Origin of the sequence: Aulosira sp. FACHB-615, from assembly GCF_014698045.1 — a bacterium.
GTDB lineage: Bacteria > Cyanobacteriota > Cyanobacteriia > Cyanobacteriales > Nostocaceae > Nostoc_B.
This window is the reverse complement of record NZ_JACJSE010000010.1, coordinates 98,040-118,196: the sequence shown is the minus strand read 5'-3', so window position 1 is coordinate 118,196 and position 20,157 is coordinate 98,040. Positions and strand designations below refer to the sequence as shown.

Genomic DNA, 20,157 nt, shown 5'->3' with positions numbered 1-20,157 from the left:
TTGGTATCTCAGCAGGAAATAAAAAGCTATAGTTGCTCTTAGATATTCTAAGTTTGTGTATCCCCAGACTTCAGTCTGAGAAACTATTTTATTGTGGACAATAAAGTGTATATTTCCACTGAGTGGTTGATATATCTTTATTACCAATAACTTCTACTTTAACTTGCCCAGAATTACCTTTAAACTTCGCAGATACTTTATTACTACCTGAAACAAAATCTGTATCTATAAGAGTTTGTCCTTCATAGCTGACTTTTAATCTATCAGGAACGTTATACATTTCATAACTGATATTAATTTGACCTTCATTCGCGGTGAGTTGAATTTCTCGGCTATCACCTTGTTGACCACCACTCACTTGTTCTTGGTCGCAGAGTTTTAACCCTCTTGCTTTAGCTTGATAAACTTGTAATTCAATTGATTCAACTTGATTATCAAAAGTTTCTATTTGATCTTCTTGATTTTCTCCGTTATAGTTATATCTTTGTCCTAGTTTGAGGGTAACACCTTGGGGATTTTTAGCTGAAATTACACTGGCGATTCCTGCTATGACATCTACTTGAATGCCATTCGGTGTATTGCGGGTTTGAAACAAATTTCTATCTGGAACTTTGGGAGCGACAATCACTTCATCTTGCTCAGAATTAATTACATGCAGCGCACAAAATTTGGCTTTTTGATTTTGAGATTGTTCCCAAAGTTTAGCTACTGCATCTTTCATCCCAGAACCACTACTTTTTTCACTGAAAGATTGATTGTTGGCACAGTTGACAGTGGCAATTAAGTTTTCATTTCTGAGACTCCACTCATCTCTAGTAATCGCTGCACATTCCTTACCACCACTTGTCAGACATTGTTGTATTGGTTCGTCACAAGGTTCACTGGCAGAAACACCACTCCAGCCGCGACCATCGGCGGCAGCAACACTACAATATTGCAATTTAGTACCAGAACTTTGGGCTATCAATAACTGTTTAGCAGGCTCAATATTAGATGAATTTTTATCGATAAATTTAGTTTGATTACGGACACCACGCTGTACACGCACTCCATATTCGCAGGCACGTTTACCACTACCTTGATTCGCCCATTCTATGAGTAAAGAATCTCCTTGTTTAGCTGTACAAGGTAAGTAATAAAGTGTTAATTGTTTATTTTTAGTACTGGCTTGGAGTTGTAGTCCCATATCCTTTCCCGCCGCATTTTGAAAGCGTAATTGAGCAAAGGATTTACCATTACCGGGAAGGAATAAAGTATCATATACTTTTTGTAAAAAACTACCAACAACAGCAGGGCCATAGTTAGAACCGCGCCGAATTGACAGTTCATGATTGCCTAAAATTTGGTATAATTCTGCTTTTTCTGGGACATTGGCATAACTATTTGTTGTTGTTGCCACAGTATACAGAGGAATCATGAAAGTAGCGATCGCATACATCAATCTTCTGTGTTGTGGTTTTAACTTGCGGTTATTCATCGCTAACTCCAGAAAACTTTAACTATGGGTATATACTGTGGAAATTCTGAAAATATTCGTAGGTATTTCCCCTTCATTCTTAAATATTATGTAAAGATAATTTGTAAATTATAAAAATAGAGTTAAACAAGTCAATTCATGCACCCTCGTCAAGAAATTGTTGAGATTTTTTCGAGCTTTCTGCAATTTTCATCAGGCGGTTCCACAACATGGGTCACGGATAGCAAGCTCTATCGCAATATGAGTAATTACCTCAGTCAGTATTCCGCCGCAGAACGTTCCACATCTGATTGGGCATTATACTGGCACGAGGTTTGGCAAAATCAGCCAAAAAGTCTGGCGAGGGGTCATTTGTATGCTTACTTACAAGAAGTTGGTTACAAAGCTGCTACAAAAGTCAAACCGCGATTTACGTTGCCACAGTATACTTTAGCGGATTATTTTCAAATAGCGATCGCATATATTGATAAGGTATTCACAGGATTTGACCCCCAGCGACAGTCTAATTTAGAAGCTTTTGCTTATCGGGTGTTTTGTAATCTCATCAAAGATGGGCTACTCAAAGAAGGGCTAGAAGAAGCAAGTATTAGAAGTGATTGGTCGTTATTACTACACAGTAGTCAAAAATTACTTCATAAAGCTTTAGTACAGCGTGGGTTATCCGCCACAGAAATTGCGCCTTATATTTTTGCGTGGGAATGCTTCAAGGTGATTTATGCGCCCACAAAACCCAAGGGAAACCGCCAGCTTACCGCCCCTGATTTGATTGTATGGGAAGCGATCGCCCAAGTTTACAACCAAGAACGAATTCAGCAACTACCACCATCAGATGCGAAAACTATCCAAAAATGGCTAGAAGCTTGTGTCCAAGCAATTCGAGCTTATACCGCTCCACCCACTGCTTCTTTAGATGCGTCGGTATTTAACGAAGACAATACATTGCGAGATATCTTACCTAGTGGCGATGCTACTCCCTTGACAAAACTACTAGATGAGGAAGAAGCACAAATCCGTAAATCTCTCTGGACAGAGATAAATTCCCTGTTAAGCAATAGCATCACCAATCTTGACGCACAAAAACAAGAGCTACTGAAAATGTACTACGGCGAAGGACTCACCCAAAAAGAAATATCACTCAAGCTAGGAATATCTCAGCCAACTGTGGTGCGCCGACTCCAAAAATTCAAATCTGAATCACTCATCACTTTAGCGCAATGGTCGCAAACCACCCAGAATATTTCTCTGAGTCCCAACGTAATCAATAACATGAATGGATTAATTGATGAATGGCTAGAGAAATACTACAAAAAACACAATGAATTATAGCTCTATTTGATTTCTCAAGTACCCGTTAAGGCTGGGAATTGGGAGTAGGGAGTAGATTGTCACTTTCACAAGATATTGTTTTATGAGCGACCAACAAAAAGTAATTGAACTAATCAAACGTCTGCCACCAGATGTTTCAATTCACCACATAATTCAAGAAATTAAATTCCTCGCTGCTATTCATGAGGGAGTAGATGAAATTAGCAGAGGTAAAGAATATCAATTGACACAGTTGAACAGATAATTAAATCATGAACTATCTTAATGCTATAACGATATCAACTATTGCCATCGAATCCTGCGTGGAGATATCAGAAACTACACAGGATGCAGTTTGGCAGCAAAGTCAAAATTTTTCCACCCCCAGCACTCGCCTACAAGCTTATTTAAATCGACTTTGTTTGTTAACTGTTTTACCTTGGCTAGAAGAAATATGGGGAATTATCGCCAAGCCTGCACCAAATCTTGCTGTTTTGCATAGCTTTTGGGAAGTAGTAAATGGGACAGCAATTACTATTAATCAAACTCGGCTAATATTAATTCCGAGTTTAGCAATTGATATCAATGAAATCCGTGTTCCCCAAGAATGGGTGGATATTCCCAGTTGGGCTGGGGATTATTATTTAGCCGTGCAAGTTAATACTGAAGATGGTTGGGTAAAAGTTTGGGGATATACAACTCATTTGCAACTCAAACAACCAAGTAATTATAGTGCAGGCGATCGCACTTATAATTTAGATTATGAAGACCTCATCCACGACTTAGATATATTGTGGGTAACACGTCAACTTTGTCCTGATGCGCCAACAAAAACTGAAGTGGAACCTCTAGCTAATTTATCATTAACCCAAGCAAATAATTTACTAGCAAGATTAGGAAATCCGGCTGTAAAATTTCCTAGACTTGCAATTCCCTTTAGCTTATGGGGAGCATTGCTAGAACATGGCGGTTGGAGACAAAGATTATATGAACTCCGCACAGGAATTACCCAACAATGGTCAATTATTCAATGGATACAAACAGGAATTTCTGATTTAGCCCAACAACTTGGTTGGAACTATTTAGATTTAGAAACTAGTCTTGGTAGTAGAGGTATAGCCCAAACAAATGAGCCAGTGATTTTAACTCGTCATCTGATAATTGCTGGTCAAAATTACGAGTTACAAGTGCAATCTCCAGGCGAGATTACATCAGGAATTTGGGTTATAGAATTGCAGAGTTTATCACTACAAGGTTTAATTCCTAGTGGGTTTAAATTGCGGTTATTAACTGAAGATTTACAACCATTTCCCGATAATGAATGTGTTGCGGATACAGCGACAGAAAAGTTAGCAATTGAATTACAACTAGAAGCGGGTGAAGGTTTGGTATGGGAGATTGAACCAACGCCCGAAAATTATGAGCGAGAGATATTGAGATTTTAATATTATATCAACTCTGCGTTGAAAATTAGTAAATTAAATTATAGATAGACACAATTTTTAGAAGACGCATTTCGACTCCGCTCAATGCTCAACAAGCTAGTCCTTCTACTTATACTTAGAATATTTTACAAATATGCCCCGTGCCATTATCAAGAACGATGTCAAAAAACTTTGGTGTTTAGTGATTGGTATTAATGAATATCAAGATAAAAATCTGCGTGCATTGCGTTACGCCGTTGCAGATTGTCAAGGTTTTGCTCAGGCTGTAAAACAAGCCAATCACAAATTTATCCACACAGAAATCATTGAGCATCATTCCCAATCATCACCAGCACCTTCATTAGCTGAAATTCGCGCTAGTTTTCAGCATATAGTTAAATCTGCTAATCCCCAAGATACAGTTTTATTCTACTTTTGTGGACATGGAATGCTGGAGTCAGAAAGTCAACAGGCTGTGTTGTGTTTAACTCATACTCAAACAGATGATTTACTCAACACTGGTTTGACGATGCAAGAACTGTTGACATTGTTGGGTAATTGTCAAGCTGCTCAACAAATAGTAATTTTAGATGCTTGTCATAGTGGCAGTTTTACTCTGAGAAATTCACCCACACCTCAGATGTTAGAACAACTGCAAAAAGTTGCTGTTCAGAAAAAACAAACAGGATATAGTCAAGGATTTTATGCCTTACTTTCTTGCGATAAAGAACAGTTATCGTGGGAGTTTCCCGATTTAGGTCATGGTGTGTTTACCTATTTTTTAATTCGCGGCTTATTAGGTGAAGCGGCTGATGTGCGGGGAGAAATTGAAGTTAAATCGCTCTACAAATATATTTATCATCATACCCTCCAGTATATTGATAAGCTTAACCAAGGACTGCGGTTAATTAATCAACAAAAACGTAGCCGTGGTGATACTGATGGGTTAAAAAAAGAACAACCACAGCAAACTCCCAAATTGATTGTAGAAGCGGTGGGGGAATTAGTTCTTGGGTATAAAGCCACAGAAATCGAACTGCGATCGCACAGGCAAGCTTTAATAGTAAATGGGCTATCAGATGGCGAAATCACTCCTGAGATTAGTAAAATGTTGGCTGGTGCGGGTGGTTTTGACTTGAAATATTGGCATTCCCAAGCACGAGATTTGCCGGATGTCCGCCAAGCGATTCAAAATTGCTTACTCAATCAAGCATCTTCAGCCAGTTTAGAAGATGCAACATCTTTACTTTATCTGCGGGGAAGAATTGAAGAAACAACTACAGGTGAAGCTTTTTTAGTTATTAGTGATGAAATTAAACTTAGTCGTGATTGGTTACGCCAAAGTCTGCGTCAGTCAAATATTGCTCAACAAATTGTAGTTTTAGATTGTCTTGTAGACACACAAAATACTGCATCTCTCCAGAATTGGCTAGAAGATTTGCAACAAGAATCAGAAATTAGTCAGTGTTTAATTATTGGTGCAGCTACTATTGAAAATGCCGAAGAATTTGCTACAGCTTTACTGACAACTTTGCAAACATCCAACTTACAAACAGGTTTATCTGTTGCTGGCTGGATTATGGGTGTACAGCGCGAACTTGCAGAAAGTCAAATTTGGCGTAATTATTGGCTAGGGGGAATGCAGGGAGTAATTGAAATTTTACCTGCAACTTCACAACAAAAATCCCAACGAGTTGATTTAGGGATTTGTCCTTATATGGGATTAAGAGCTTTTAGTGAGAAAGATGCAAAATATTTCTTCGGTCAAGAAGTTCTCACCCAAAGAATAATTAATGAAGTTAATCATCAATCTTTTTTAGCAGTAGTTGGTGCTTCTGGGAGTGGTAAATCTTCCGTAGTCCAAGCGGGATTAATGGCACAGTTAAGGCTGGGAAAACAACTTCCGGGAAGTGAAACTTGGCTAATTAAATATTTGCGTCCTGGGGAAAACCCACTGCAAGAATTAGCCAAAATCATGGCAGATGCTGAAGAAAATCCCTTACAAACTGAAGGGTTATTACATTTAGGCGGTGAGGGTTTCGTCCATTGGTTACGCACCAGAAATGAGCCAATGGTAGTTTTAGTAATTGACCAATTTGAAGAAATTTTTACGCTGCCGGCTACAGGCGATCGCCAAGTTTTTCTTGATATTCTTTTAGAAGCTTTAGACTACGCATCCGACAGATTTAAATTAATCATTACTCTCCGCGCCGACTTTATTTCACCTTGTCTCGAATTACCCAAACTATCGCAAAAATTACAAGCATCTCATGTTTTAGTTCCACCCCGGTTGAGTGCAGAAAATTATCGCCAGATTATCGAAAAACCAGCCGAGCAAGTAGAATTAACAGTTGAGCCAGGTTTAGTTGAGTTACTGTTAAATGATTTACAACAATCGGCGGGAGATTTACCTTTACTGCAATTTGTTTTAGAACAGTTATGGGAACACCGCGACCAAAATACAGGTGAATTAACAGTTTCAGCTTACCGCGATAAAATTGGTGGCATAAAAGTAGCTTTAGAACTCAAAGCTCAAGCCATTTATGATAGTTTGTCACCAGAAGAACAGAAAATAGCCCAATGGATTTTTCTATCTTTAACTCGTCTGGGACAGGGTACAGAAGATACTAAAAAACAAGTCCAAAAATCCCAACTATTGCAAGGTAAATATTCACCATATTCAGTTGAGAAAATTCTACAAAAGTTTATTGATGCCAAATTAATTGTTGTTAATTTACCAGAAAATGACGCAAATATCGGGCAGAGTCGCACTGCTGATTCTATTTCTCAGGAATTAGAAATACTCAAAAGCGAAGTAACTATAGAAGTAGCTCACGAAATTTTAATTCGTCATTGGTCGAGTTTACGTTGGTGGTTGGATGAAAACCGCGATCGCTTATATCAACAAGAGCGTTTAGAAAAGAAACGCAAAGAATGGGAACAAAAGCAAAAACACCCCGATTTTCTTTTGCAAAAAACTCAACTCACAGAAGCAGAAGCATATTATCAAAAATACAAAGATTACCTCACCCCCCCAGAAAAAGAATATATCCAAGCCAGTAGAAAAGCGCGGCTAAAAAATCGTTTTTTACTAGGTAGTACTAGTACCATTACTTTATTATTAATTGCAGCTTCTGGGATAGTTGCTTGGCAACAACAACAGCAAAATCAGTTAGCTCAACTCATCCGCTATAGTTCATTTAATATTATTACACCTGATATTGCTAAAACAACATTAAATAGTCTATCTGCATTGTTGACTAACGCTAATAAACATCAACAAGCTGGAGATATTAATCAAGCATTGGATGATTATCGGCAGATTTGGCGGATCACTTTGAATTTACAAGACAAAATTAGTCAAGAGCCACAAAAATTTGCTGATATTCTCAAGCACCAAAATACATTGCAACAAGCATCGCAACAAGCTGAAAAATCCTTAGCAGAAATCATTAAAAAAACTAGACTGTCTACTTTAGAAGCTGAACTCCAACAAGGTAAATTTGGCGATTTAGTGGATACTGATTTTGCCAAGTTAGAAAACCAATATACAGGCGCACTCAAAACATCTTATGCAATTTTGATGCGTGAACAAGGTGCAAAAGCTGATGTCAATAATGATGGTTATCTCACCGAAGGAGAAGAAAAACTTCTACCTTGTGAAACTCTCAAAGATATTGAAGCATTGTGGCGCAAATATACAGAAAATCGGTGTAATTGGACAGATGAATCTACTTGTAGAGAATTGCAAGGACAAAACCTCACAACTAAGTTATCATTTCCTCCCAGTGCTTATCTTTTAAAAAGGCGCTGGGATGAGTGTCAAGTGATAGTAGGAGGCAGTGGTTCGGCTGCGCTCACCAACCGGAGGCAGGACGCTACCTATAGTCAATCTTGGGGTATATTATACAGCCAGTAAAATTCTAACTTATGTCAGTATTTATAACATCAATCTCCATTAATTATGGCTATACTAAATATAGTTGTATCAAGCATATTTGACTAAATTAAAATGGCAAATTTTACTATCTCAAATATATTTTTAACCCTAGGAATTATTTTCTTAGTAATTTCTGTCTTGGGACAATCAAAGTTAGGTTTTATTGAAATTAATCCAGGCTGTTTTGGTAGAGTGTTAGCCTTATTTCTTGGAGTTGCTAGTTTAGCCTTTGTATTTTTAGGCGGTAATTTCTCAGTAGAAACTGTTGACTTAATTAGAAACTATTTAGCAAAGGCTATTCAACAAAATATCCCGCAGCTTAACGAAATTTTACACTCTTAATATCACTTATTAATTTATGAGATGCTGTAGAGACGGGGAGCATCCCACTTTTTGTATGTCATTGCGTAGGCGTTAGCCTTCCCAAAGGGTACGCAACGAAGTGAAGTGAAGCAATCGCAAAGTCTCGCACTAAGAACAAAACCATGCGATTGCTTCGTCGTGCCTCCTCGCAATGACTTTTATTCTTTAGTTGCTAAATAAAAACTGGGATGCACCCGTAGAGACGTTACATACAACATCTTGGTATTAAATTGTCATAATACTCATAGGAATTATGCAATGCTCGTAAGGGTGTAGGTATTCAAAACCCTTACACCCCAACACCCTTAAACACTTACACCCATTCCATAATTACGATTAAAAATAAGCTCCTACTAAACTATAAGTTAAACTAGCTAATACCAACAGAGTTACAACAATATAAGTTAATTCGCGCTTGAAGATAAAAGCCAATAAAGAAATAATTACACGTAAAACAGGTGTGGCAATTAATAGTAATAAACCTAATTGAATAATCCCTCGACGGCTACCTGCTAAAACTGCATTGAAGACACCAGCAGGGGAACGAAACTCTGAGGGTTCACCGTGAAAAACTTGATATGTAGCAGGTTCAGAACCGTGGTGAATTAAATATAATATTCCACCCAACAACACCACAGCACTAGCTATTAACACACCATACTTTAAAAGATTACTGAGTATGTATTCTAATTGCTGTTCGCTGGCTGTTTTGCTGACTATCTGACTACTATTAATCTCACTGTTATGGCGTTGTTCTTCTAATTGTTGAATATCTGAGTCTGGTTCTTCTGCTGGCAAGGTAATTGTTGCGACTTCAGTCTCTGCTGATGTTGATGATTGCCAACGAAAAATAGAATTAAACTCATACATATTACAGCCCCCCTATTAGACTGTTATAGACCATTTTAAAAGCCATTACTACTAGCACAAGACTGAAAATAATTCGCAAAATTTGTGTTTTAGCACCTATAAGCACTTTGGCTCCTAAAAAAGCGCCAGGTAATACTCCTAACATCACCGGCATTGATAATCCCGGATCGATGTAACCTCTGGCTAAATAAACCCCGGCGGATGCGGCGGCGGTGACACCAATCATAAAATTGCTAGTGGTAGTAGAAACTTTAAAAGGTATACGCATGGCTTGATCCATTGCTAGTACCTTGAATGCACCTGAACCAATGCCAAGTAATCCTGATAAAATTCCAGCAACGAACATCACACTAAACCCTGCTGGTACAGCATTAACTTGATAAGACATCAAGCCATCGGGAGTGGGATAAGTACCATTGAGGTTGAAATAATTGGCTAAAGGATCTGCGGGTTGATCTTGATCAATTTCTATTCTGGGTCGTTGCGAAAGATATGCTGAATAAATCAAAACGATCGCTAAGACAATCGTCAACATTTTAACAGAGACAAATACCGCAATCATCGCCCCAATAATTGCCCCAATTGTCGTAGCAACTTCTAAAAACATGCCTAGGCGTAAATTGGTGTAGCCTTTTTTGATATATGTGGAGGCTGCACCCAAGGAAGTCGCAATCACAGAGACTAAGGAAGCACCGACAGCATAGCGAATATCTACGCCAAAGACGGAAGTTAATAGGGGGACAATGACAACTCCACCACCCAAACCCGTTAACGCACCGACAAAGCCAGCACTAAATGAACCAAGCCAAACTAGTAAAGAAAATTCTAGTATGTTCAAACCTCATACCTCTTTTGATATAGGGAAATTCCCAGAGATTTTGCAGATGAATCTACTAACTACCCTGCTGTCTTCAAGATAAATTGAGTAAAGTTAAGCTGCCACTGTCAATAACAATAAAAGCGCCTAGCCCCATGAGTACAAAAGGCATAAAATTATTCCCATAACGAGTTAACAAGTTAGCGATCGCAGTTTGGTTAGTTAATTGATTAGCTACGTAACACAAACATCCCACCAACGTAAAAAACACACCCAAAATTACTAATAAACTTTCCCAAGTGGCGCTGGCGAACAAAGGCACATAAATACTAATATTGTCAGTACCATTGGCAAATGTCACGGCTGCTACACTGTAAGTCTGCAAATTGAATAATTTGGCTAACAAAGTGTCTGGCGATGCTTCTGTTTGTGGTTCTACTGTGGCTGATTCATCTTCTTCTTGACTCAATAAGCACTTGATCCCAATAGCAATGGGAACTAAACCAAACAGCCCAATCCACGGACGTGGTAGGATTAAGCCACCAAAAAAACCCGGCAGACTTGCCATTACCAGTGCTGTAAAACCAAGATACTGCCCGACAATGATATGCCAACGGCGAAACTTGGCGTTAATCTGGGAGAAAAATAGCGTCAGTATCACTAAATCGTCGATATTTGTGGCGCTAAAGGCAAATGCCCCGGTACTAATTGCTGTAACTAACCCGTTCATATCAATTTAGTTCAAATCAGAATTTTTGTAATCAAAAGATGCAAAAATTTAAGGAATTTTGCTGCGATCGCTAAATCTGGCGTGGATCTCTTCAATTCCTTGGCGCATTCCTGCAACTAAGTGGGGAGAACGTCTTCTTTTGACAATGAACCAGCCGCTAGTTGCAACTATGTACATCAAGAATAAGTAGGGAAAGGCATCATAAGGCGCTTCCGGAACTGGAAATAGGCTACTACCAGGGATGCCAATACTACCCAAAACCGGAATCATCATAAAACCAACCCCAAGGATAGAAAACGCGATATCTCGGCGGCGTAGCTTGTTGATTTTATACAGATAAACAGGTGCAGCAATGGAAATCAAAATATAGACAGTCAAAAATCCATAGCTACAAATAGCCCCCAAATAGCCCATACAATCAAACAGCTTGATATTCAAAAAAGACATCCCCGCCGGCACAAGGAACATAATCAAAGAACACATTGTGACTGCAACATGAGGTGTTTTATTAGCTGCGTGGGCTGTACCTAACGATGAATGAAATAAACCATGACGCGCCATCAAAAAGAAAACTCTAGAGGCGGGGTTGATACTACCTAGAATGCAAGCAAAGAAGCTAAACAAAGCACCCAAACCCACTAATTCACCCAAAAGGCCGACTCCTGCCTGTCGGGATAACAATCCTAACGGTTCCTCTGTGTTGGTAATAGATACGCCAGCATGGCTAAAACCCAAGACTTCTATATAAGTTGTGCAAACATAAAACAACCCAGCCAAAATTACACTACCCATGACTGATTTTGGTATGGTTCGCAAGGGATTTTTCGCTTCATCACCCAAAGATGTGGCACTTTCAAAGCCAGAAAATGCAAACATGACTAACACCAATCCCGTCGCTATACTACCCGGAGTGGTATCAGCCAAGGTCAGTTGAGACATATCCAAGGCAAAACCTTGGTGCGCCCAGATAATCAAGCACAAGATAGCAATTAAAAAAATTGATATTCCTTCCATCCACAACATAGCGACAGCAGAAAGTTGGATATCTTTGTAAGCTGCATACCAAGAAATTCCAGCACCGATCGCCAGTAATGTAATACTTGAAGGATGAATGCCTAAATGCCCAATTAAAACACCACTAAAATTGGCAAAACCGCAAAGCACAGACATCCCCGTGAATAAATAAGCTAGTACTAAACTCCAGCCACAAATCACTCCGGCTGTTGCACCTAAACCTTTGGTGATGTAGGAATAAAGTGAACCTGGAGATGCCGAACGACTAGCAAATTGATTGATATTAATACTGACAAATAATAGTCCCACTAAGCCAATCAAAAAACTTAGCCAAGTACCGTTACCCGAAAGTGCAACGATTAAACCAATGTTAGATGCGGGTATTGTTGTTGGTGCAATTACCGCAAAAGATTGCGCTAACACTTCCGTGAAAGACAGACATTCTGGCTTTAAGCCATGCAGACTTTGATGAGCAGAAATTTCCTTTTTCATCTTGCAAGTTTTAGTTTGGCAAATGGCGCATAGAATGATGGTTGTCACAACAAATTAGGGGAGAGCTTTTAGTTATACACTACTAAAAACCATTCCTGATTTTGAATGATAGATATTGGTATATCTATCAAATGGCAGCGCCTATCGTTAGTTTTATTTCTCAAGATAGATTTAATACTACCCCATGTATTTTCTACAATCAAGTAGACAAAAAATCTAATTTTTATGATTTTTTAAGCAATGCAAATCCCAAATCTAACAGGAGTTATGGGTGTTTAAATATGGCAACTCTCTCATTAATTCTGCTTGCTGACTGTGGAGAAGAATATCCGTAAATATCATCGGGATAAGTGCCATTTAAACCCTAAAGTTATGAGGTGATAACATAGATATCGCGCCCTTATTTGATATGTGAATACAAGAGACAAGGGAAACAATGAGGACAAGAGAGACAGGGATAAATCGTTTAGGATAGCTATAAAATTAGTCAACAAGACAAAAATATGATATGAGATTTACAACATAAAGCTGATGATTTTTTGATGATTGGGTATACTCTGCAATTTTGAAAAAATAGGTACATAAAGATGAAAAAAATTAAATGCTTGTTGCTGACAGTTATATTATTTGCAAGTTTAGTATTTGCTCAACCAGCCTTAGCCGATCGCCCAAAAGTTAGCAAAAATCCAGATTATATAACTCTCACCAAAGAGTTAGAACAATTTCTCTCTGCCAAAACATCACAACAGCAATTAGAAGATTACACCCCTGAACAAATTGACCAAAAAATCAACGAATTAGAACTCCAAAAATATGCTTTTGAGTCAGGAATTGACTGGGGACAATGCACCAATCAAACAGGACAGACAATAGCTATTTACGGGCCAGAACCAAATTTAGATGATGATGAATACTCAGAAACAGCCGCGCTTTATTTCTTACCTGATGGCGCAACAACACAAGATAGATGGAATTGTAAAGGTATCTATTTACCCGCAGATGTAAATGCTGTAGCGTTAAATCCAGACCGATCTGGACAAGAATTTGTGGGTGATGTGGTGGTGAAAGTTCCTAATGGGACAAACTTAGTTCTCAAAACTAATCCTGATACTGGCGTAATTGAATTTAATCAAGTTGGCGCTAAAATTCTTCCAGCCAGTGATGTGAACTGGTATATTCCCAAAGTGTCGCAAACAATTGTTGAGGCTCATGTTGCAACTGCACCTACTAAGAAGGGGTGAGTAGGAAAGTCGGGAATAGTAAGCTATTAAGCACTTAGTTTGCAGTTTAGACCGCAGGGGAGCAGAGGGGCAGAGGGGCAGAGGAGAGAGTTTAAGTCATTTATGTACAATTTCAATAGTGCAGCTTAAATGCTGATTAGCTTATTACTGTAATTATGTACAAAGTTTTGAGTCAGAGCCGCTCACCAAAAAGATTTACTCGTGAGTGGCTAATTTTTCCTGTTCTTCTGGGAGTAAAGTAGTTTCCGCCGCAGGTTGTACACCAGGGACAGGTAAAGTTTTCACCAGATGGGGTTTAATAATCATACTCACGCCAGTTCCCCAAGCGATCGCCACCATCCAACCTGCGAGAATATCACTGGGAAAGTGAACTCCCAAATACAGGCGTGTCCAGGCAATAGTTAATATATACAAGCTACCAAAAATCCATACCACCCAGCGCCAAGAACTTTGCCAAGCTAAAATCAACAAGATAATAGCCAAGGTAGTACTCGTCATAGCATGGCCGCTAGGAAAAGAAAAATCTAACTCTGGGGCGAGGGATGTCCAAAAATCTGGGCGGAGACGATGCCATAATTCCTTAGCAGTGCGGTTGATAAAGGCACTTCCCAAGGCAGTGATTAACAAGTAAACTAGCGATCTCCAGCGTTTTTGCCAGAGTAATATCAGGGCAATTGTGATTAAAATTGGCAGCACAGTCCAAAATGACCCCAACTTAGTCAGCGCCACCGCCAAAGTATCTAACTGGGGGTTGGCTGTAGAGTGAACCGCCAATAAAATCGGCACATCCCAAGGGAAGCCAGCTTGATATTGCCAAACTTGCACAGCCAAAACTTGAAATATCTGCAATGGTAAATATACTCCTACAAATAGAAGTAAAAGCGATCGCCAACGGGCAACCAGCAGATTTCTGATAAAAGAAACAGGTGTCCTTTTCTCTGCATCCATATCAACTTTTGTTTTGTATACAAGGGATGACCAACCTTTTCAAGAGTGCTGAGTAAAAAACAAAATAATTACACTCAGCACTCAGCACTCAGCACTATTCAAGTGATTGCAAACGTACAGCCACACTACCAGCATGGGCTGGTAAACCTTCCGCCTCAGCTAAAGTCACCGCAGCTTTACCAATTTCTTGCAACGCGGCTTGATTGCATTCTAAATAAGTAATGCGTTTGAGAAAATCATACACACTCAAACCAGAAGCAAACCGCGCCGAACGAGAAGTTGGTAAGACATGGTTAGGGCCGCCCAAATAATCACCTATCGCCTCTGGGGTGTAGCGTCCTAAAAACAAACTACCGGCGCATTTAATTTGACTGGCGAGTAACTGCGGGTTATCTACGCATAACTCAACGTGTTCAGGAGCCAATTGATTCAGCAATGGTATACTTTCAGCCAAATCACCCACTACAATAACTGCACCATGATTTAGCCAACTATCACTCGCCACTGCTTGAGTAGATAGTTTGGTAAGAACTAATTCAACGGCGGTGATCACTTGCTGGGCGAAAACTGCCGAATCAGTAATTAAAATAGATTGGGCGCTGGGGTCGTGTTCTGCTTGCGATAACAAATCCCAAGCTATCCACTCTGAGTTATTTTGATCATCGGCTACCACCAAAATTTCCGAAGGGCCAGCTATGCTATCGATACCCACAGTCCCGAATACCTGCCGTTTGGCTTCCGCAACATAAGCATTACCAGGGCCAACCACTTTATCTACAGGTTTAATCGTTTCTGTCCCGTAGGCGAGGGCGGCTACTGCTTGCGCCCCACCAATACTATATATTTCTGTTACGCCAGCCACCTGTGCCGCCGCTAACACAGCCGGGTTAATTTCACCCCGTGGCATAGGTACGGTCATCACAATGCGTTCCACCCCAGCAATTTTGGCAGGTAAAGCATTCATCAACACCGAACTAGGATAGCTGGCGCGTCCACCAGGGACGTAAATACCCACTTGCGAGAGAGAAACCCAATTTAAACCGAGTTTTACCCCTGTTACGTCGGTGTAACCAATATCTTGGGGCAGTTGTTTTTGGTGAAAGCTGCTAATGCGTTCGGCGGCTAATTCCAGGGCGACTCTCACATCAGCCGGACATTTGGCGGCTTGGGTGGCGATAAAATCCGCACTCAGATGCAAAGATTCTGGGCTGAAATGGTCGAAACGAGTAGTATATTCCTTAACTGCGGCATCACCCCGCACTTTTACATCAGCCAGAATGCCGCGTACTGTACCACTAACATCAACCGTGGCTTCCCGGCGATTATTGACGAGTGCTTGGAACGCGGTGGAAAAATCTGTGTCAGTTGTTTTAAGTAGCTGCATGGACAATATCTTTGAAATCAGTGCAGGTTAGCAGTCAGGATATTAATTAGTGTAGAGTATGAGGCGATCGCCTGGTGGGGTTGCTGGTAAATCTTGCAGGACTTACGCAAAAGTTATGAAACATCAGTGGAACTCTACGGAAATAAACATAGCTGATGAATCAAGGTAATACCAATTCTGTATGAAGATGCACTGAATTAAAGAACGAACCGCAAAGGGCGCATAGACGCGATAGCGGCTTCCCGAAGGTTAGAACGCAAAGAAAGAAGAGATAAAAGATTAAGTGCAGCCTCACATAGAATTGGTATAAGAGTATCTCAATTAGGCTTGACACAAGAAATTAGAAGAACCTAAGATTTACCCTTAAACGGTCGCGCGGCTCCAAGTCAAGTCACTTAAATCTAAAACGTAATCAACTGAATTATCTATATAATCTTCTATTTTCTCATTATTAATCACCCACAAGTTACCACCAGTAATGTGTATTTTATCTGTTTCTTGATAGATAGCTTTGTGTTTACTGATCCATCCTGGTTTTTCTCCATCTGTTGCTACTTTTTCTATGACAAATGTGTGGATATTTAATCTATAAACTGGAGTTTCATGATAAATTCTTGTACCGAAATATCCTAAGTTGCCAATGATATATATGTATTCTCCAACTAATGTGGCAGAATGAAAATCAGTTGGGGGAAATACATCTTGGGGATAGCCAAAAATCTGAAAATTACCATCACCTTGATAAACTACCACATCGTTATATATACAAAAATCAGGGTCATAGGAGTCTTCATGTTCACCAGCAATTTCGATAATTCTGCCATCTGGTAATTGTGTAATGCTTCTGCCAAAGCGGTCGTAGCTCCATACTTTATCTTGCCAATTTTCTGTATCATCAAAAAAATTTTTAGCTGCATAAGCAGAACAACCATGACAAATCATTGCCTGCCAAAATGGTATTTCCATCAACTCTGGATTGCTTTTGCCAAAGCGCGGCTGTTTGCCAGCAAAATATTGCTCTGGAGTTACTTGTGATAATGAAAATTTGTTGTTGTCAATTCCGGTGAGCGATCGCCGCATATCATCGTTAATATCGCTGATATCTTCACCAGATGCAATTAACATTCTGACAATTTCTTTATTTTTCGCTACCTTAATGGCTTTGTCATCGCAATGATTTATACTGCTGGGGTTTGCGCCAGCTTCTAGTAAAATTTTGACGCAATCAGTAGCACCATACTCTGCCGCCATGATTAACGCAGTGTTACTAAATTCATCAGTAGCTTCAATATCAAATCCCTCTGCAATTAGCCACTTTAATACTTCCAGTCTATTATTTTCTATTGCATACATTAACGGCGTTTTTCCGCAGTTTCCCACATCGTTGTGATTTGCTCCCGCCGCTAGGAGTAATTTAGCTTTAGGTAATTCACCTACCTGAATACTCAATAACCAAGGAGTTCTATCCCAACAATCACGCACATTTTGATCTGCGCCTTGTTCTAGCAAGAACTTTACTTGCTCTAGGCTGCCAAAAACTATAGCGTGCATTAATTCTGTCCATTCCAGTTGCTCTGGGTTAGCACCTGCGTTCAATAATAATTGGACAGCATCAAATCTCCCAACATGAGCAGCTACTTTAATTGCAGATTCACTATAGCTACTCATCCCATTGACAGCAGCACCTCTAGAGATGAGTAAATTCAAAGTTGATATTAAGTTTTCATCTTGGACAATATCTCGACCATACATAGCATGAATTAAGACATCATATCCATCTGAAGTTTGATAGTTAATATCGGCTCCAGCATCGAGAATCAATTGGATTTTATCGAGATTTCCTGACTGCACAGCTAACCCAAGTACGGTATTTTGAGATTCTGGTTCAACAGCATTGACATTCGCGCCATTTTCTAAGAGAAAGCGAATCATCTCAACCCCTGCATTGGAACTACTAACTGCACACATTAATGGTGTTTGCTGGGAATACTCGTCTAGGCATTCAATATCAACACCATTGGCTATTTTATCTGCGACTCCTGCAATGTTGCCCTGCTGGACATCAATATGAATTTTTTCCATACATTTTCTGAGTTAACTTCTGATATAAATTACTACAACCAGAAGCGATCGCGCTTTTCATCTTATCCCCATAGATAGGAATACGGTTTGATTCCTGAATCTAATTGTGTGGTGCGCGAAGCGCAGCGCAAGCGCGATAGGCAGGGAGTAGGGAATGGGGAGTAGGGAGTAGGAAAGAAGTCTGCTCTGGGTGTACTGATTTTTTTCCCAAATCAAATATTAGTCCTAGTACAGGTTGGCGTAAATAAACAGACCATAAGAAATTGCTAAAAAGCTTGTAGTATCGTTATTCTTTCTTTTTACTTTTGCCTTTTTACTTTTGCCTTGTTGTACTAGTACAGAAAGGCAAAAGTAAAAAGGCAAAACATGGTAGGGAACATCTGTTTTCTACCATTTATTGTCCTAATACCAATTCTATGTGAGTCTGCATTTAATCTTCATATCTCTTCTTTCTTTGTGTTCTACCCTTCGGGAAGCTGCTATCGCGTCTATGCGCCCTTTGTGGTTCGTTCTTTAATTCAGTGCATCTTCATGCAGAATTGGTATAAATACCAAATATTGCTGTGGTGATGAGGCTGAAAGCTATGTTTAAATTTTATTAAGATTGTTGTGATACTGTTGCCTTTGTACATAGAACTTAAAAACAGTAAGTCATTGGCGATCGCATTAATTCCAGAACCTAGTCAAATTTAATTTTAAAAAACTTGTATCAATGAATCAAAGCCTCAGTGTTACTCCCACTCAGGAGGAAATTTTTCATCAAAATCTCTCTGGTACTCAACCACAGCTAATTGTTCCTCAAATCATGGTTCTGGCTTTAGAAATACTACTAGCATTACCACTGAGTATCGGCTTGGTAAAGTTGCATGTTGGCGGTATTGCTTGGATATTTGGTGGTATCGCTGCTGGTACAATCGTCCTCCAAGGATGTCGAATTTTCTATCAATACACACCCAAACCTAACAGAACTGCGAGAAAAATCGGGATGGGACTTGTAGGACTGACTGTGGGTTTATCTAATGGTAATAGTGACCTGATCAATTTAGCTGCTGGGATTCCGATATTTGTGGCTCTGACATTTTTTTTATTAGTATGTGGTAGCTGTATTGGCTATATTTATTCCCGACTCAGCAAAACTAATTTATTAACAGCAATGTTGGCGACAGTTCCCGGTGGCGTGGGTGTGATGTCATCAATTGCGGCTGATTACAATAAAAACGTGACTTTGGTTGCTTTAGTGCAAGCAATTCGGGTGACTTGTGTAGTATTGGTAATTCCTTTTATTGCGAGAACCACAGTTGGTAATGACTGGAATTCTGCAACACTTCCTGTCAAACAAGCTTTACTCAATCTGGAACCTTCACAAATCGGACTGTTGGTGGTAGCGTTGCTAATTACTGGAGTGATAGTTTATTGCGCTATTGTTTGGAAAATTCCGGCTGGAGATTTTTTTGGGGCGTTACTACTGGGTATATTTTTTAATTATTTTTTGAATTTCTTACCTTTTGTGAGTGGAGCTAACTTGAGTCCACAACCATTGGTGAATATAGTTGGTCAAATGCTGTTGGGAATTACCATCGGAGAATATTGGGGAGAAAAACCCACTTTTGGTAAACGAACTGTAGGTTGTGCGTTGATTTCTGTAGCGTTGACGCTGATTGCAGGTGCGATCGCTGCTATGCTGGCTATGCACTTCACTTCTTGGGATTGGTTAACTTGTCTTTTGGTAACAGCCCCCGGCGGTGCTGCCGAAATGATCTTAGTTTCCCTAGCCTTAGATCATAATGTGGAAATTGTCACCACAGGTCATTTAGTCAGACTAATCGCTATTAATAGTTCCTTGCCTCTTTGGTTATTTTTATTTCGCCGTCTTGAAAGTCAGTTGAAGTCTGAAGTCTGAAAGTTAATGGAAAGAAAAAACCTCGGTGTTGTTCAAACCGAGGTGATTAGGAGAAGTCCAAATGTCGATGGGAGATACCGATACCGAAGTCCGTTGTTCATCGCTAACAGCAAAAGACATCAAATTCTGACAATATCTTTATGTGTTAGCGGATTTGATTGTATTTAATT

Annotated in this window: 15 protein-coding genes; 7 read left to right on the top strand and 8 right to left on the bottom strand. The window is 39.6% G+C overall.

Going from position 1 to position 20,157, the window contains the following annotated elements:
* Window positions 1–88: 88 nt before the first annotated feature.
* On the bottom strand, window positions 89–1,477 hold the full coding sequence (locus H6G77_RS17945) for a hypothetical protein (protein ID WP_190872282.1): 1,389 nt from the start codon (window positions 1,475–1,477) through the stop codon (window positions 89–91).
* 240 nt (window positions 1,478–1,717) lie between these two features.
* On the opposite strand from H6G77_RS17945, the gene H6G77_RS17940 reads away from it, so the two are divergent.
* The 5 genes from H6G77_RS17940 (at window position 1,718) to H6G77_RS17920 (ending at window position 8,488) form a co-directional block, all read left to right on the top strand.
* Window positions 1,718–2,803 (top strand): sigma-70 family RNA polymerase sigma factor, encoded by a 1,086-nt coding sequence (locus H6G77_RS17940; RefSeq protein WP_190872281.1) that lies wholly within the window; start codon window positions 1,718–1,720, stop codon window positions 2,801–2,803.
* An 82-nt stretch (window positions 2,804–2,885) separates the two neighbouring features.
* Window positions 2,886–3,047, top strand: a complete 162-nt coding sequence (locus H6G77_RS17935; RefSeq protein WP_190588601.1) for a hypothetical protein — start codon at window positions 2,886–2,888, stop codon at window positions 3,045–3,047.
* 7 nt (window positions 3,048–3,054) lie between these two features.
* Window positions 3,055–4,227: a DUF1822 family protein gene (locus H6G77_RS17930; protein WP_190872280.1), complete on the top strand. Its 1,173-nt coding sequence runs from the start codon at window positions 3,055–3,057 to the stop codon at window positions 4,225–4,227.
* A 133-nt stretch (window positions 4,228–4,360) separates the two neighbouring features.
* Complete coding sequence (locus tag H6G77_RS17925) at window positions 4,361–8,125, top strand: caspase family protein (protein ID WP_190872279.1); 3,765 nt, start codon at window positions 4,361–4,363, stop codon at window positions 8,123–8,125.
* A gap of 93 nt (window positions 8,126–8,218) precedes the next feature.
* Complete coding sequence (locus H6G77_RS17920) at window positions 8,219–8,488, top strand: hypothetical protein (protein ID WP_190588396.1); 270 nt, start codon at window positions 8,219–8,221, stop codon at window positions 8,486–8,488.
* A gap of 357 nt (window positions 8,489–8,845) precedes the next feature.
* Here the strand turns inward: H6G77_RS17920 and H6G77_RS17915 are convergent, their stop codons facing one another.
* The 4 genes from H6G77_RS17915 to H6G77_RS17900 all read right to left on the bottom strand — a co-directional run bounded on the left by H6G77_RS17915 (window position 8,846) and on the right by H6G77_RS17900 (window position 12,432).
* Window positions 8,846–9,379: a DUF1634 domain-containing protein gene (locus H6G77_RS17915; RefSeq protein WP_190872278.1), complete on the bottom strand. Its 534-nt coding sequence runs from the start codon at window positions 9,377–9,379 to the stop codon at window positions 8,846–8,848.
* A gap of 1 nt (window position 9,380) precedes the next feature.
* Window positions 9,381–10,217 carry a sulfite exporter TauE/SafE family protein gene (locus tag H6G77_RS17910; protein ID WP_190588398.1) on the bottom strand — a complete coding sequence of 279 codons (837 nt, stop codon included), beginning with the start codon at window positions 10,215–10,217 and terminating at the stop codon, window positions 9,381–9,383.
* A 73-nt stretch (window positions 10,218–10,290) separates the two neighbouring features.
* On the bottom strand, window positions 10,291–10,926 hold the full coding sequence (locus H6G77_RS17905) for a cadmium resistance transporter (protein ID WP_190588399.1): 636 nt from the start codon (window positions 10,924–10,926) through the stop codon (window positions 10,291–10,293).
* Window positions 10,927–10,974: 48 nt separating this feature from the next.
* Entirely contained in the window at window positions 10,975–12,432 is a 1,458-nt protein-coding gene (locus H6G77_RS17900; protein WP_190872277.1) for an APC family permease, read from the bottom strand.
* A gap of 587 nt (window positions 12,433–13,019) precedes the next feature.
* On the opposite strand from H6G77_RS17900, the gene H6G77_RS17895 reads away from it, so the two are divergent.
* Window positions 13,020–13,673, top strand: coding sequence for a hypothetical protein (locus tag H6G77_RS17895; protein WP_190872276.1), 654 nt, complete (start codon window positions 13,020–13,022; stop codon window positions 13,671–13,673).
* Between the two features lie 195 nt (window positions 13,674–13,868).
* Here H6G77_RS17895 and H6G77_RS17890 read toward each other — a convergent pair whose 3' ends face one another.
* The 3 genes from H6G77_RS17890 to H6G77_RS17880 form a co-directional block, all read right to left on the bottom strand.
* Window positions 13,869–14,621, bottom strand: a complete 753-nt coding sequence (locus H6G77_RS17890; protein WP_190872275.1) for a phosphatase PAP2 family protein — start codon at window positions 14,619–14,621, stop codon at window positions 13,869–13,871.
* A gap of 94 nt (window positions 14,622–14,715) precedes the next feature.
* Window positions 14,716–16,005, bottom strand: a complete 1,290-nt coding sequence (gene hisD / locus H6G77_RS17885) for a histidinol dehydrogenase (protein ID WP_190588404.1) — start codon at window positions 16,003–16,005, stop codon at window positions 14,716–14,718.
* 363 nt (window positions 16,006–16,368) lie between these two features.
* A complete protein-coding gene (locus H6G77_RS17880) occupies window positions 16,369–18,087 on the bottom strand; it encodes an ankyrin repeat domain-containing protein (protein ID WP_190872274.1) in 1,719 nt (572 codons plus the stop codon).
* A 712-nt stretch (window positions 18,088–18,799) separates the two neighbouring features.
* Here H6G77_RS17880 and H6G77_RS17875 point away from each other — a divergent pair.
* On the top strand, window positions 18,800–19,987 hold the full coding sequence (locus H6G77_RS17875; protein WP_190872273.1) for an AbrB family transcriptional regulator: 1,188 nt from the start codon (window positions 18,800–18,802) through the stop codon (window positions 19,985–19,987).
* Window positions 19,988–20,157 lie beyond the last annotated feature (170 nt).